The sequence below is a fragment of the Ramlibacter sp. genome (assembly GCF_029866045.1).
Taxonomy (GTDB): Bacteria; Pseudomonadota; Gammaproteobacteria; order Burkholderiales; family Burkholderiaceae_C; genus Ramlibacter.
In genome coordinates, this window is sequence record NZ_JARXAB010000141.1 from 25,573 (window position 1) to 38,262 (window position 12,690).

15 protein-coding genes and 1 tRNA gene are annotated in these 12,690 nt (G+C 65.6%); 14 read left to right on the top strand and 2 right to left on the bottom strand.

From position 1 onward, the window contains the following. Positions 1 to 9: 9 nt before the first annotated feature. The gene (locus QE494_RS14565; protein ID WP_300044329.1) at positions 10 to 1,152 is read right to left on the bottom strand and encodes a galactose oxidase; all 1,143 of its coding nucleotides are present in this window, start codon (positions 1,150 to 1,152) and stop codon (positions 10 to 12) included. A gap of 100 nt (positions 1,153 to 1,252) precedes the next feature. Here QE494_RS14565 and QE494_RS14570 point away from each other — a divergent pair. From QE494_RS14570 to QE494_RS14600, 8 genes are all read left to right on the top strand, one after another. Then, a tRNA-Met gene (locus QE494_RS14570) sits at positions 1,253 to 1,329 on the top strand. A gap of 106 nt (positions 1,330 to 1,435) precedes the next feature. Continuing rightward, positions 1,436 to 1,741, top strand: a complete 306-nt coding sequence (locus QE494_RS14575; protein ID WP_300044331.1) for a BrnT family toxin — start codon at positions 1,436 to 1,438, stop codon at positions 1,739 to 1,741. Continuing rightward, a complete protein-coding gene (locus QE494_RS14580) occupies positions 1,722 to 2,012 on the top strand; it encodes a BrnA antitoxin family protein (RefSeq protein ID WP_300044333.1) in 291 nt (96 codons plus the stop codon). Before QE494_RS14575 ends, QE494_RS14580 begins: the two co-directional genes overlap by 20 nt. Before the next feature lie 253 nt (positions 2,013 to 2,265). After that, the gene (yidD, locus tag QE494_RS18535; protein WP_369289726.1) at positions 2,266 to 2,460 is read left to right on the top strand and encodes a membrane protein insertion efficiency factor YidD; all 195 of its coding nucleotides are present in this window, start codon (positions 2,266 to 2,268) and stop codon (positions 2,458 to 2,460) included. Positions 2,461 to 2,479: 19 nt separating this feature from the next. Then, positions 2,480 to 3,004: a hypothetical protein gene (locus QE494_RS14585; RefSeq protein WP_300044335.1), complete on the top strand. Its 525-nt coding sequence runs from the start codon at positions 2,480 to 2,482 to the stop codon at positions 3,002 to 3,004. Positions 3,005 to 3,047: 43 nt separating this feature from the next. Beyond that, complete coding sequence (locus QE494_RS14590; protein ID WP_300044336.1) at positions 3,048 to 4,019, top strand: tripartite tricarboxylate transporter substrate binding protein; 972 nt, start codon at positions 3,048 to 3,050, stop codon at positions 4,017 to 4,019. 11 nt (positions 4,020 to 4,030) lie between these two features. Further along, complete coding sequence (locus QE494_RS14595) at positions 4,031 to 5,008, top strand: tripartite tricarboxylate transporter substrate binding protein (RefSeq protein WP_300044337.1); 978 nt, start codon at positions 4,031 to 4,033, stop codon at positions 5,006 to 5,008. Then, positions 5,005 to 6,339 carry an MmgE/PrpD family protein gene (locus QE494_RS14600; protein WP_300044339.1) on the top strand — a complete coding sequence of 445 codons (1,335 nt, stop codon included), beginning with the start codon at positions 5,005 to 5,007 and terminating at the stop codon, positions 6,337 to 6,339. Before QE494_RS14595 ends, QE494_RS14600 begins: the two co-directional genes overlap by 4 nt. 3 nt (positions 6,340 to 6,342) lie before the next feature. Here the strand turns inward: QE494_RS14600 and QE494_RS14605 are convergent, their stop codons facing one another. Next, a complete protein-coding gene (locus QE494_RS14605) occupies positions 6,343 to 7,179 on the bottom strand; it encodes an IclR family transcriptional regulator (RefSeq protein ID WP_300044341.1) in 837 nt (278 codons plus the stop codon). A gap of 77 nt (positions 7,180 to 7,256) precedes the next feature. On the opposite strand from QE494_RS14605, the gene QE494_RS14610 reads away from it, so the two are divergent. From QE494_RS14610 to QE494_RS14635, 6 genes are all read left to right on the top strand, one after another. Then, positions 7,257 to 8,159, top strand: a complete 903-nt coding sequence (locus QE494_RS14610; protein WP_300044343.1) for an NAD(P)-dependent oxidoreductase — start codon at positions 7,257 to 7,259, stop codon at positions 8,157 to 8,159. Between the two features lie 9 nt (positions 8,160 to 8,168). Further along, positions 8,169 to 8,987, top strand: a complete 819-nt coding sequence (locus tag QE494_RS14615; RefSeq protein ID WP_300044345.1) for an SDR family NAD(P)-dependent oxidoreductase — start codon at positions 8,169 to 8,171, stop codon at positions 8,985 to 8,987. Positions 8,988 to 9,013: 26 nt separating this feature from the next. Next, positions 9,014 to 10,012 carry an aminopeptidase gene (locus QE494_RS14620; protein WP_300044347.1) on the top strand — a complete coding sequence of 333 codons (999 nt, stop codon included), beginning with the start codon at positions 9,014 to 9,016 and terminating at the stop codon, positions 10,010 to 10,012. 2 nt (positions 10,013 to 10,014) lie between these two features. Then, positions 10,015 to 10,917, top strand: coding sequence for an NAD(P)-dependent oxidoreductase (locus QE494_RS14625; RefSeq protein ID WP_300044348.1), 903 nt, complete (start codon positions 10,015 to 10,017; stop codon positions 10,915 to 10,917). Then, on the top strand, positions 10,917 to 11,741 hold the full coding sequence (locus QE494_RS14630; RefSeq protein ID WP_300044349.1) for an alpha/beta fold hydrolase: 825 nt from the start codon (positions 10,917 to 10,919) through the stop codon (positions 11,739 to 11,741). Before QE494_RS14625 ends, QE494_RS14630 begins: the two co-directional genes overlap by 1 nt. Then, positions 11,734 to 12,690, top strand: a 957-nt coding sequence (locus QE494_RS14635) for an MmgE/PrpD family protein (protein WP_300044351.1), incomplete at its 3' end; no start/stop codon positions are given. The genes QE494_RS14630 and QE494_RS14635, both read left to right, overlap by 8 nt.

Consider the following 12,690-nt stretch of genomic DNA (forward strand, 5'->3'; position numbering starts at 1 on the left):
CGAGCGGGCTCAGGCTGGCGCGAGTGTGAAGGCCTCGTGCACCGCCGACTGCACGCCTCCGCCCAGGACGGCGCCGCCGCCGGCCACGTAGACCCAGTCGCCAATCGTCACCGCGCCCACCGCATGCCTCGGAATGGGCATGGGCGCGTGCGACAGCCAGCTGTCGCTTGCCGCGTCATAGCTTTCCATCTGGCCAAACACCGTTTGCTGGCCCGGGCGGTTGATGATGCCGCCCTCCCCGCCCATGGCAAAAAGCCGGTCGCGGTAGATCACCAGGCCATGGCCCGAGCGCGGCGTGGGCAGCGGCGCGCGCAACTCCCAGGTGTCGCGGTCCGGCAGGTAGACATGGTGCAAACCGGTGTTGTACTCAAAGGTGTTGAAGCGCCCGCCCACCACATGAATACGCCCCTGGTGGGCGACGCAGCCCACATGGTCACGCGCGCCGGGCAGGGCCTTGCGCCGGCTCCAACTGTCGGCTTGGGGGTCGTAGACCTCGTGCCAGCCGACGCTGGCGCGCTCCTCCGTCGGTGCCGACGCGCCGCCAATCAAATGGACCTTGCCCCCCAGGGCGACCGCAGCCCCCGCGCCGCGCGGGCGCGGCAGCGGCGCCACCGCGGTCCAACGGTCACTGGCCACGTCATAGGCAAAGGCCAGACTGTCCGGGTTGCGGTTTTGGTCGAGGAAGCCACCGAAGGCGTAGATGCGTCCGGCCAGTGCGGCCACGGCCACATGGTTGGCGCCACGCGGCAGCGACGCGCCCAGGTACCAGCGGTCGTCACGCGGGTCGTAGATATGGTGGTAGGCCCGATCGACCCGGCCCTCGCCATAGCCGCCAATCACATGCAGGCGGCCGGCCCATTCGGCGGCCCAGGCCATCTCGCTGCGGGCAATGGGCAGCGACGCGCGTGTGACCCAGCGACCCGGGGCACCTGCTGGCGCAGAACTGGCCACCGAGCGCTGCGCGGTCTGATCGGCGGTCAGGTGGTGCGGCACGCCGCCCTGAAGGCGGGCAAACGGGTCGGCCGCCGGCGCGGCGGACGGCAAAGCCGGCCCGTGGTGGCCATGATGGCCGTGGTGAGCCTGGGCGCGTGCCAAGGGGGACAGAAGCAGGCCGCTGGCGGCGGCAAGGACGTGACGGCGAGCGAGCGACATGGGGTCTCCTTGTGGCAGCCCCTGCCCCTGTGGGCCTGCGCCTCGATGAGCGCCCAAGAGGCCCGCTGGGGTTGGAGAAGCCGTTATAATTCGCGCCTTCGGCGCTTTAGCTCAGTCGGTTAGAGCGATGGAATCATAATCCACAGGTCCGCGGTTCGAATCCGTGAAGCGCCACCAAATAAGACCCCGCTGCTGGCAAAGCAGCGGGGTTTTTCTTTGCGCGTCTCGCGGCCCGGTAGTGTCGCGGATTGACCAAACGCGTATATGTTCATAACATACATCCATGATTGACTTCGACTCCGTTGTCGGCTTCGAGTGGGACGCGGGGAACCAGCGAAAGAGTGAGGTCAAGCACGGCGTGACTCAGGTTGGGGCTGAAGAAATATTCTTCAATCAGCCGCTGCTGCTCAGCGCTGATGACAAGCACAGCGATGAGGAGCGACGCTATCTGGCGCTGGGCAAGACAAGCCAGGCCAGGGCGCTGACCCTGATCTTCACACTTCGTCAAGGTGAAACGCTAATACGGGTGATTTCCGCCCGCGATCAGCATCGCAAGGAAAGGCTGTTGTATGAACAAGCTCCCCAGTAAAACCAAGACGGCACCGACGTTCCGCTCAGAGGCTAAAGAGCGTGAGTTCTGGGAGTCCAAGGACAACGACGCGACCCAGTTCTTTGACCCCGCAAAAACGTCTGCTGTCACGTTCAAGAACCTCAAGCCGTCCACGACCAGCATCTCGATCAGGCTCTCCGACAGCCTGCTCGATGGCATTCGGCAACAGGCCAATAAGCTGGATGTTCCTTACCAGTCATTGATGAAGGTCTGGCTGACCGAAAAACTGCGTGAAGCTGCCAAGGGGTGACGTGCCCGCATGGCCTGCGGGCATCTAGAGGTCCGCGGTTCGAATCCGTGAAGCGCCGCCAAACAAAGCCCCGTTGTTGAAGGACAGCGGGGGTTTTCTTTGCCTGATTCGATCAAAGGCGTCAGAGTACACTTCATAGTCGTTTTGACTTTTTCGGCCAAACCCGAAACGAGGTCGGCGCTCGCTAATCGCCCCTTGCCCTAACCATGGGCAACTGGAATGTCGGATGGACGTTGAGGCTCAATTTGTTCGCATGACGGCTGGGCTGGTGCGCATCTACCAGCGGACGGCACCTAATTGGGTGAGGCGGCAATGTCTCTACAGCCCCTGCTGCTCGGACTACATGATTTTGTCGCTTCAAAAGTACGGCCTCTTTCGAGGAGGTACCAAGGGGCTGCTGCGAATACTGCGTTGCCGAAGGCCCTATGGCGGCTCCGATTGGCCCTAAGGAGACATTGAATGGACGGATGTATCAAGTTCTTGGTAATACTCATTTTGCTCGGCATCGTGATTTGGATGTTCTGAGACACGTGAGGGATCAGCATCTTTCCCGGGAGCAGTGGGCCAAGATCATCTTGCTGGCCGTTTGCCTGCTGGTTTATGTCGCCTTCCACTGGGTGAGGCTTGCGTTGCCAGAAGGCTTCTGGCGTTCGTCTCTTCCGAGCATGCTGGTGATGCCCGTGATGCTGGCTGTGACCGATCTGTTCCCGTCGATTCGGTTCCACACTTGGCTCAACAAGGTGGCCATCACCTTGGCCGTCACACTCGCCGCAACGCTGTGGTTCGAGTTCACGGTACCCGCTTTTTATTCCCGCTCCACTTCTGACACTGCTGATGCGGCCGCGATGCTGCTTGGCTGGCTGCTCTATTTGGCCGTCGATCGGGCTGGAGATGCGATCAAGAGACTGCTGGGGCCGCGTGACATGGCCGGTGGGCCTGGCTCACAAAACTCCACTAATCGGAATATTCGACCGATTAACAGAACGCTGTAGGATGTTTACGGTCAAGCCTTCGTATTGCACAGGAGCTCGAACCATGAACATCAGCCGGAGAAATCTCGCAGCGCTTGCCGCAGGTGCCCTGTGCGGGCCTGTGTGGTCGCAAGGGGCTTACCCCACGCGCGCGGTCAAAATGATCAACCCGTTTCCACCCGGCTCTCCGGTGGATCTGGTTGGTCGCCTGGTGGCGCAAAAGCTGCAGGAGACCTGGGGCCAACCGGTGGTGGTCGAGAGCCGGGCCGGCGCCGGGGGCGCTGTCGGCGCAGAAGCAGTCGCCCGCGCGCCCGCCGATGGTTACACCCTGCTGGTCACCTCCGCATCTACCCACGTGATCGCGCCGGCGCTGCGCAAGCAGCTGCCCTATGACGCGCAGAAAGACTTCGCGCCGCTGGCGCTGGCCGCCTACGGCCCGACCGCCGTGGTGGTGCACCCCTCGGTGCCCGTGCAGTCGCTGTCGCAGTTGGTGGCCTATGCCAAGGCCAACCCCGGCAAGGTGGCCTACGCCTCCTCGGGCTTGGGCACCATCTTGCATTTGAGCGGTGAGCTGTTTGCCTATCGCACAGGGGTCGAACTTTTGCATGTGCCCTACAAAGGCGCTGTGCCCGCCGCCACCGACCTGCTGTCGGGTCAGGTGCAACTGATGTTCGACTCCATCTCCAACGCAGCGCCCCAGGTCAAGGCCGGCAAGCTGCGGGCGCTGGCGGTGCTCACGCCGCAGCGCACGCCGCTCATGCCCGATGTGCCCACCGGCCAAGAGGCCGGCTTTGACGGCCTGGACTTCCCCGCCTGGATCGGTTTTTACGCACCCGCCGGTACGCCGCGCGAGGTGGTGATGCAGATCAACCGCGCCTTGCAAAGCGTGATGGGCCAAGCCGAGATCCGCGATCGCTTCATGCAAGGTGGCTTGATCCCCGCCATGGTGGTCGATTCCGATTTCGGCCGCCTGGTGGGCGAGCAGCAAAAGATCGTGGCCGACCTCGTCCGAGCCGCCCGTATTCCGCAACAGTAAAGGTGTGACGCATGACCCGCATTGACCGCCGCGATGCCCTGATCGCCCTAGGTGCCTCCCTCGTTCCCCTGGCCGGCATGGCCCAGGCAGATTTCCCCAACCGAAACGTACGGCTGGTGGTGCCCTTCCCGCCTGGCGGCGGCACCGATGTGCTTGCGCGGATGCTGGGAGAACGCCTTCGCCCGATGCTCAATCAAACCGTTGTCATCGACAACCGCCCGGGTGCCACAGGCAATATCGGCAACGACCATGTCTCCAAGTCTGTGGCCGATGGCTACACCCTGCTGATGCAGGGAACGATCATCGGGATGTTTCCGCACATCTTCCAAAAGCTCACCTATGACCCGCTCAAGGACCTGCAGGCCGTCGGTGCCGTGGCGGAATCGGCCAATGTGATCGTGGTCCATCCGGCCAGCCCGCTGCAAACGCTCGACGACTTCGTGCGCAAGGCCAAAGAAAGGCCGGACAAGCCCTTGAACTACGGGACCGCAGGCGTAGGGTCGCCCCAGCACCTGGCCATGGAGCAGATGGCCCGGATTGCCGGCGTCAAGTTGCAGCACATCAATTACAAGGGCACCGCCCCCGCAGTGAATGACCTGCTGGCCAACCAGACTGACCTGGGGGCCTACAGCCTGAGCTCCATGTTGCCGCTGCTGCAAGGCAACAAGCTTCGCGCGCTGGCGGTGATGACCGAAAAGCGCACCGCACTGCTGCCCAATGTGCCCAGCGTCGCCGAGCTGGGTTATCGCGGCGTCGATTCCAGCATTCGCTTCGCGCTGTTCGTGCCGGCGGCAACGCCGGCCGATGTGGTGGCCAAGCTTGCAGCCGCCAACACGCGCGCCTTGGCCGATGCGTCGCTGCGCGAGGCCTTCCAGAAGGCCGGCTACGACATCGTGTCGGCCACGGGGCCGCAGGTGGCCGCCATGGTGCAGCGTGAATACGCCGTCTGGGGACCCATCGTCCGCGACCTGGGGCTGCAGCCCGAATGAGCTCTTTGTCTCGGTCCCTGGCCGAGCGCTGCGCCAGCCGATGGCACGAGGGCTACACCGCTGGCGAAGCCGATGCGCTAAAGGGCATCGTGCGCACCGCCATCATCGACACCGTGGCCTGCATCCTGGCCGGGCGCGATGACCCGGCCACGGTCAAGGTGTTGCAGTGGGCAACGCGTGACCCCGCCCCATCAGGTCCATCGCGCCTCCTTTTTGGCGCGCACCGGGCGCCGGCCCCTCAGGCTGCGCTGGTCAATGGCGTGGCAGGCCATGCGCTGGACTATGACGACGTGGGCCTGGCAGGGCACCCGAGCGTGGTGCTGGTGCCAGCCCTGATCGCCGAACACGAGCGCACGGGCTTGTCGGGTGCGGATCTGTGCGAGGCCTATGCCAAGGGCTATGCGGTCTGGGGCGATCTGCAGCGGCGCATGAAGTGCAGCATGCACGCGCGCGGCTGGCATCCCACGGCGATTTTTGGCACGCTGGCCGTGGCGGCGGCAATCGCCAGCGCCCGCCGCTTGAACCCCACGCAGACGGCCCATGCCCTGGGCATTGCCGCCAGCCTGGCCAGCGGCGTGGTGGCCAACTTTGGCTCCATGACCAAGCCCTTGCACATTGGCCGGGCGGCGGAGGCGGGAATGGTCGCCGCCGACTTTGCCGAGTTGGGCATGGACGCGTCAGCCGACGCGCTCGATGGCCGGGCCGGCCTGCTGGCCGCCCTGGTCGGCCCGCAGGATGTCGATTTGCAATCGCCGCCCGAGGCGGACTTTGAATCTACCCTGCTACGCCTGCGCCCCGGCATCAAGAAGTACCCGGTCTGCTACGCCGCACACCGCGTGGCCGACGGCGTGCTGGACCTGCGCCAGGCGCACGGCCTGCAGATCGAAGACATCGCGTCGGTTGATGCAACGATCAGCGCCACCACCGCCGGGGTCTTGCGTCACCACAGGCCGGCCAGCTTGACCGAGGCCCGCTTCAGCCTCGAGTTCGTCGTGGCCACCGCACTGGTACACGGGCACCTCGGGCTGCGCGAAGTGTCGGAGGCGGCAATGGTCGACCCACGGGTGACCGCACTCATGCCGCGGGTGCACACCCACACCACGGACACGAGCTGTCCGCTCGAGCCCTCGTTTGCCTTGAATGACGAGGTGACCGTGCAACTCAAAGACGGCCGGACGCTCTCCAGCGGCCCCATCCGCTTCGCACGGGGCCACGCCGAGCTTCCCCTGAACGATGCGCAGCTGCGAGAGAAGCTCTTTGCGTGCGTGCCCGAGCAGGAAACGGCGCTGGCCGAGCAGCTGCTCGGCTGGGTGGACGCTGCCCTGGCCTGAACCCTAGCGGCGCGCACCCTTCAAGGGGGCGGCCCAGGCGGGCGTGCTGGCGTCACCGAGCCAGCCAAGCGCGGTGCTGAACTGCTCGGCTTGCTGCAACAGGGTGCGCGCGAGGCGGGCCTCGGTGGTAGCCTGAAAACGCGCCTCGGGAATGGTCAGGCACAGCGCCGCCACCGCGCCCTGTCGATCAAACACTGGCGCGGCCATGCCGACAGCGCCCGGGATTTTCTGGCCCCGGGTGAGTGCATAGCCTTGCTGGCGAATCGCAGCCAACTCACGCTCCACCTGCACGGGCTTGACCGCCTTGCGCGAGTCGGCCGGCGAGGGCCCCTCGGCCGCAATGATGTCCTGGCGAACTTCGTCCGGCAGGAAGGCCAGGATGCCGCGCCCGGTCGCGCCCCACACCAGCGAACTGGGCTGATAAAGCGCTGCCTCGTAACGCAGGGGATGGCTGCCATAGATGACCTTTGTCACCATGGCGTGGCGGGTGCGCGCCACATAGACAGACAGCACGCAGGTCTCGTCGCACGCATCGACCACGCCCTGCATGAATTTGCGGGCCACCGTCACAAGGTCGGTGCGCGAAGCCACCAGGCCTCCGACGCGCAGGAACTCGAGGCCCGCCCGATACGTGCGCGGCGTTTGCCCCCGCTCGACAAAACCTTCGGCCATGAGCAAGTGCAAGAGGCGGTGGATGGTCGAGGCGGGTAGCTTCATCCTCTCGGCAACTTCACTGAGACTCGAATCGCCCTCGGTTTCGGCCAGGACCCGCAGCAAAAGGGCGATGCGGGCCACGGTTCCCGAAGATGTGGCGCTCTCAGGGGATCGGGTCGTGGTCATGGGTTACTCGCGTTGACAGCCTGAATTTGGCACGGATAATATTCCTTCAATCAGAACTTAATTCCGTTTAACGAAACATGCAAGAGGACATCATCGGTTTTGTCGGCTTAGGGCAAATGGGCGCAGCGATCGCACAGCGCCTTCTGGCCGCAGGTCACAAACTGATGGTGTACGACCTGAATCCGCAGGCAATCCGTCCGCTGGAGCAAGCCGGTGCGCAGGTGGCGCCCGACCTAGCCACCCTCGCGCGCACGACACCGGTGGTGTTCATGTCGCTGCCCTCTGTTGAGGCCACACACACCGTTGTCGGGGCGCTCCAAGGCGGGCAATGCCTCAAGGTGGTGGTGGAGACTTCCACTGTCGGGCCCGCGGCCGTGCGGTCAGTGGCTGCGCTTTTGGCTTCACAGGGGGTGGAATTGGTCGACGCCCCCGTCAGCGGCGGCCCGCGTGGGGCGGCAGCGGGCACGCTGTCGGTGATGCACGCGGCAAGCCCCAGCGCCATGGCCCGTGTGCTGCCCCTGCTCGAGACGATTGCCGGCAAGCGTTTTGATGTCGGTGCGGTACCAGGCCTGGCCCAGGTGTGCAAGCTGGTGAACAACGCGATTTCCGCGGCCGGCATGGTTGCTGCCTGCGAGGCCACGGTGGTGGGCATCAAGGCCGGTCTGGATGCCGACACCTTGCTGGCGGCCATCAACGCCGGCTCGGGCCGCAATGCTGCAACGATCGACAAGTTTCCCGGCGCCATCCTGCCAGGCAGCTTCGACTACGGCGGACCCATGGGCTTGATGCTTAAGGACCTGTCGCTCTACCTGCAAGAAGCCTCTGCCGCCGGCGTACCGCAATCGGTGGTGCCTGCGGCCTTGGCCGCCTGGCAGACGGCCGTGGACCGCAGCGGCTTTGACGCCGACTACAGCCGTGTCATTTGTCATCTGGAGGCCGATGCCGGCGTGCAGGTGCGCTCTGGCGCTTCGCGCCGCTGAAAGGTAAAGATGGATTACGGAATCAAAGGCAAGGTGGCGCTCGTCACCGGCGCAGCCGGCGGCATCGGCTCGGCCACCGCGCGGCTCTTCGCGAAAGCGGGCGTGCAGGTCGCGCTGTTTGACCGCGATGCCGACGGCGCGCAACGCGTCGCCCAGCATATCGCCGATGAGGGCGGGCAGACGATCTCGGGCGGATTCGATGTGCGTGACTACGACGCCTTTGCGGCCGCCATCGAGAAAACCCAGGCCGCCTTCGGCGGTGTCGACTTCATCGTCAACGTGGCAGGCGGCGGATCGCGCCAGACCCTGGCCACGATGACGCCGGAGGACTGGCATGCGATCGTGGACCTGAACCTCACCGGCCCCTTCCATTCGATCAAGGCCGGCGCGTCAGCGCTGCGCGCACGCGGCGGCGGCGCCATCGTCACCGTGGCTTCGCTGGCCGGCCTGCGCATGTCGATGAACAATGGTGTGAGCTACACCTCCTCCAAGGCCGGCGTGCTGGGGCTCACGCGCCATGCAGCCTTTGAGCTTGCGCCCGACAACATCCGCGTCAATGCGGTGCTGCCAGGCCCGGTGCTCACGCCACAGATGAAGGCCAAGATCTCGCAAGAGACCCTCGAGCGCGTGCCGCGTGAGGTGCCCCTGGGTCGCTGGGTGCAGCCGGAGGAAGTGGCCGCCCCGATCCTGTTTTTCTGCTCGCCCATGTCGAGTGCCTGCACCGGCACCCACGTCATCATCGACTGCGGTCTGCACGTGGGCGCCACCAGTTCGCGCGAAGAATACAACCGCACGCGGGACCTGCCCGGCCTGTCGGCACCCAAATAACCCCCTCATTTTTCCTAGGAGTCACCATGTCCCAGAAGCTGATCGAAATCGCCAAGGTCTTCCAGACACCGCTGCGTCTCAACGCCAAAGCCGGCGACACGATCCTGATCATGACCGACACGCAGATGGACCCGCTGCTGTGGCAGGGCCTGGCGACTGCCGCCAACGGCCTGGACATGGAGCCTGTGGTGACCATCATGACGCCGCGTGCGCACCATGCGGCCAACCCGGCCTCGCCCGCCATGCAGGCCGCCCTGGATCCGAAGGTCGACCTGGTGATCTACCTCACCAGCACGGCGATGGCCCATGCCAAGATCACCGAAGACCTGGTGGACGCTGGCAAGAAGTTCATCCTCATGGAAGAACTGACGGTAGACATGCTCAAGCCAGGCGGTCCCGCCTGGGCCGACTACGAAGCCATGAACCGCCTGGGGCTGAAGATCGCCGAGGTTTACTCCAAAGGCAAAACGGTCCGCGTGACCTGCCCGAACGGCACCGACCTCACGGTCGACATCACGGGCCGTCCGGGCCGCTCGATCGCCGGTATGCCGCTGGCGCTGCACCCGGGCAAGGGCGGCGGCTGCGCCTTCCCGGATGGCGAGGCGCATGTCTGCCCGGTCGAGGGCACGGGCGAAGGGCGGGTGGTCTTTGACCTGACCGCTCACTCGGTCGGCTCCCTGAAAGAGCCCATGATCCTGACCGTCGAAAAAGGCATGGTTACGAAGATCGAGGGTGGCTACCAAGCCCAGATCTGGCGCCAGCTGCTCGAGCGCGCAGGCGACACCGGCAGCTACAACTGCCCCGCCGAAGTGTCGATCGGCCTGAACAAGAACGTGGTGCCCACCGGCTCCATGCGCACCGACAAAAAGATGTATGCCACCTCGCACATCGGCGTGGGCGACACCATCGTGCTGGGTGGCACCTGCCACGCCAAGCTGCGCCTGGAGGGTGTGATCCGCTACCCAGAAATTTCTGTGGACGGCCAAGTGCTGACCCGCGCCGGTCGCATCCTGCTGGACGACTGAGCATGAACGCGCCGTCTGCCTCCTTGCCCACGCTGGGCTTCATCGGGCTGGGTCATATGGGCGGCCCGATGGCGGCCCGGCTCGCGCAAGCGGGCTACCCGCTCGTGGTGTTCGATATCGCGGCCGACGCGGTGCAGACCCTGGTGTCCCGGGGCGCACGCGCGGCCGCCTCGGCGCGCGAGGTGGGTGACCAGGCGCAGATCGTTTTTTTCTGCCTGCCGCGGCCTGACATCAGCATTGCGGTGGCTGGTGAGCTGCGCGGGAGCAAGGCCTGCCGCGTCCTGGTGGAGATGTCCACCGTCGGGCGCAGCGCGCTGACCCAGATCGCCCAGGCCAGTGGCGATGACATCGAGTTGCTCGACTGCCCCATCAGCGGCGGGGTGGCCAAAGCGGTCAGCGGCGATTTGTCGGCCATCGTGGCCGGACCCGAAGCGCTGGTGTCCGCCGTGCGGCCCTGCCTCGAGGCGGTGGCCAGCCACATCTTCGTGGTGGGCGATCGCGCCGGGCAAGCCCAGGTGTGCAAGATTGCCAACAACGCCATCTCGATCGTCGGGCTGGTGGTGGCCTGCGAGGCGGTGGCCATGGGCCAGAAGGCCGGCCTCGATCCGGCGGCGATGATCGATGTGATCAACGCCAGCACCGGCCGCAATTCGGCCACGGTCGACAAATTCCCCCGCGCCATCCTGCCGCGCACCTTCGACTATGGCGGTCCGATGGAAATCGGCGGCAAAGACCTGCAGCTGTACCTGCAGGAGGCCCTGGCGGAGGACACCCCGAGCCTGGCGGTGAGCAATGCGGCGCAGTTGTGGGCCCAGGCCGAGCGGCGCTTCGGCCCCCGTTCCGACATGACCATGATCTTCCGCCTGATGGAGGAACTGGGCGGCATGGGGCAGGAGAAGCACTGATGCCCGTCATCCAGACCGCGCCGGATCTGCAGACCTGGTATCACATCGATGATTTCACCGACCCCTGGACGAAGGCGCCCTGGGTCGTGCTGATGCACGGCGTGGCCGAAAGCAGCGACGCCTGGTATGGCTGGATCCCCCACCTGGCCCGCCACTACCGGGTGCTGCGTTTTGATATTCGAGGCTTCGGCCGCTCCAGCGCGATGCCGCGCCACTACCCCTGGGACCTGGACCAGCCGGGCGACGATCTGCTGGCGCTGACGCAGGCTCTGGGCATCGAATCGTTCCACCTGGTTGCGGCCAAGGTGGGCGGCACGATGGCCTTGCAGTTCGCCAGCCGGCAACCGAAGCCGCTGCGCAGCCTGTCGGTGCTCGGCACGCCCGTGGTGGCAGCCAACCCCGACTATTCATCGCGCGAGATCGACGAGCATGGTGTGGGCCATTGGGTGCGACGCACCATGAAGACCCGGCTGGGTACTGTGATGCCGGCCGAGGGCCAGGAGTGGTGGGCGCAGATGATGGAGCAAACCCCGGTCTCGACCCAGGCGGGCTTCATGGACCATCTTCAGCAGATCGACATCCGACCTGTGCTGCCCCGAATTGCCTGTCCCACGCTGGTGGTGATCACCGGCGACCCGAACAATGCGGCGCAGAACCTGACCGGCCTCGAGTCCACCCGGGCCTGGCAAAGCACCATCCCCCAATCTGAACTGCTGGTCATCCCGAACGACTCTTTCCATGTGGCCGCCACCGCGCCGGACGAGGCCGCCGCCGCCACCCGCCGCTTCATCGACCGCCAGGAGGCGGCGCTGCGTGATGCGTGAAGACCCGACCCGCGCGCTGGCCGAGTTTGCCCAAGGCCTTGCGTGCTTGCCGCCGCAGACCCTGCAGCAGGCGCGCCGTGCGTTCAGCAACTATGTCGGCTGCACGCTGGGGGCCAGCCAGGACCCGGCGTCCGTGCATGCACTCGCGCATGCCGACGAGTTCAGCGGTCGTCGCACGGCCACGGTTCACGGCCAGCGGGTACGGCTCGATCCCTTGCACGCGGCCTTGGTCAACTGCCTGCAATCGAGCATTCAGACCTTCGATGACACCCACCTGGCCAGCGTGATTCATCCCACGGGTCCGGTCGCTGCGGCACTGGCGGCCCTGCTCGAACACGACACTCGCCTCCAGGTCGATGGCCAGGGGTTCTTGACCGCTCTGGGCATCGGCATCGAAGTGTCCTGCCGCGTGGCCCTGGCGCTCACCAGTCCGCCCGCACAGCCTCACCTGGGTTTGTTCATGACGGGCATCGCCGGGGGCATCGGCGCTGCGGCCGCCTGCGCGCGCGTGCTGGGGCTCGATGTCCAGCGCACGCTGTGGGCCATGGGCACCGCGGCTTCGCAGGCGAGTGGACTGCGCGCCACCCACACCACCATGGCCGCCGGTCTGGTACCAGCCCTCAGTGCCCGGGCTGGCCTGGAATCGGCCCTGCTGGCCCGCCAGGGGTTTGACGGCCCTGAGCGGGTACTGGAGCATCCCAACGGCCTGTTGGCGACACTCGCGCCGGGTTCGAACAGCGCGCTCGTGGTGCAAAGTCTCGGGGCGAGCTATGAACTCGACGAGCTGTCCTACAAGCCCTATCCCTGTGGGGTGGTGATCCATCCGATCATCGACGGCTGCCTGGCGCTGCTGCCACAGTTATCGGGTGAATCGATTGACCGGGTGAGCCTGGAGGTTCACCCGCTGGTGCTCAAACTCACCGGGACCCGCCATCCCGCGCACGCACTG

Coding starts and splice junctions, on each gene's coding strand:
- QE494_RS14565 (WP_300044329.1), bottom strand. CDS start 1,152: ATGTCGCTCGCTCGCCGTCACGTCCTTGCCGCCGCCAGCGGCCTGCTT.
- QE494_RS14575 (WP_300044331.1), top strand. CDS start 1,436: ATGATTGACTTCGACTCCGTTGTCGGCTTCGAGTGGGACGCGGGGAAC.
- QE494_RS14580 (WP_300044333.1), top strand. CDS start 1,722: ATGAACAAGCTCCCCAGTAAAACCAAGACGGCACCGACGTTCCGCTCA.
- yidD (WP_369289726.1), top strand. CDS start 2,266: ATGACGGCTGGGCTGGTGCGCATCTACCAGCGGACGGCACCTAATTGG.
- QE494_RS14585 (WP_300044335.1), top strand. CDS start 2,480: ATGTATCAAGTTCTTGGTAATACTCATTTTGCTCGGCATCGTGATTTG.
- QE494_RS14590 (WP_300044336.1), top strand. CDS start 3,048: ATGAACATCAGCCGGAGAAATCTCGCAGCGCTTGCCGCAGGTGCCCTG.
- QE494_RS14595 (WP_300044337.1), top strand. CDS start 4,031: ATGACCCGCATTGACCGCCGCGATGCCCTGATCGCCCTAGGTGCCTCC.
- QE494_RS14600 (WP_300044339.1), top strand. CDS start 5,005: ATGAGCTCTTTGTCTCGGTCCCTGGCCGAGCGCTGCGCCAGCCGATGG.
- QE494_RS14605 (WP_300044341.1), bottom strand. CDS start 7,179: ATGACCACGACCCGATCCCCTGAGAGCGCCACATCTTCGGGAACCGTG.
- QE494_RS14610 (WP_300044343.1), top strand. CDS start 7,257: ATGCAAGAGGACATCATCGGTTTTGTCGGCTTAGGGCAAATGGGCGCA.
- QE494_RS14615 (WP_300044345.1), top strand. CDS start 8,169: ATGGATTACGGAATCAAAGGCAAGGTGGCGCTCGTCACCGGCGCAGCC.
- QE494_RS14620 (WP_300044347.1), top strand. CDS start 9,014: ATGTCCCAGAAGCTGATCGAAATCGCCAAGGTCTTCCAGACACCGCTG.
- QE494_RS14625 (WP_300044348.1), top strand. CDS start 10,015: ATGAACGCGCCGTCTGCCTCCTTGCCCACGCTGGGCTTCATCGGGCTG.
- QE494_RS14630 (WP_300044349.1), top strand. CDS start 10,917: ATGCCCGTCATCCAGACCGCGCCGGATCTGCAGACCTGGTATCACATC.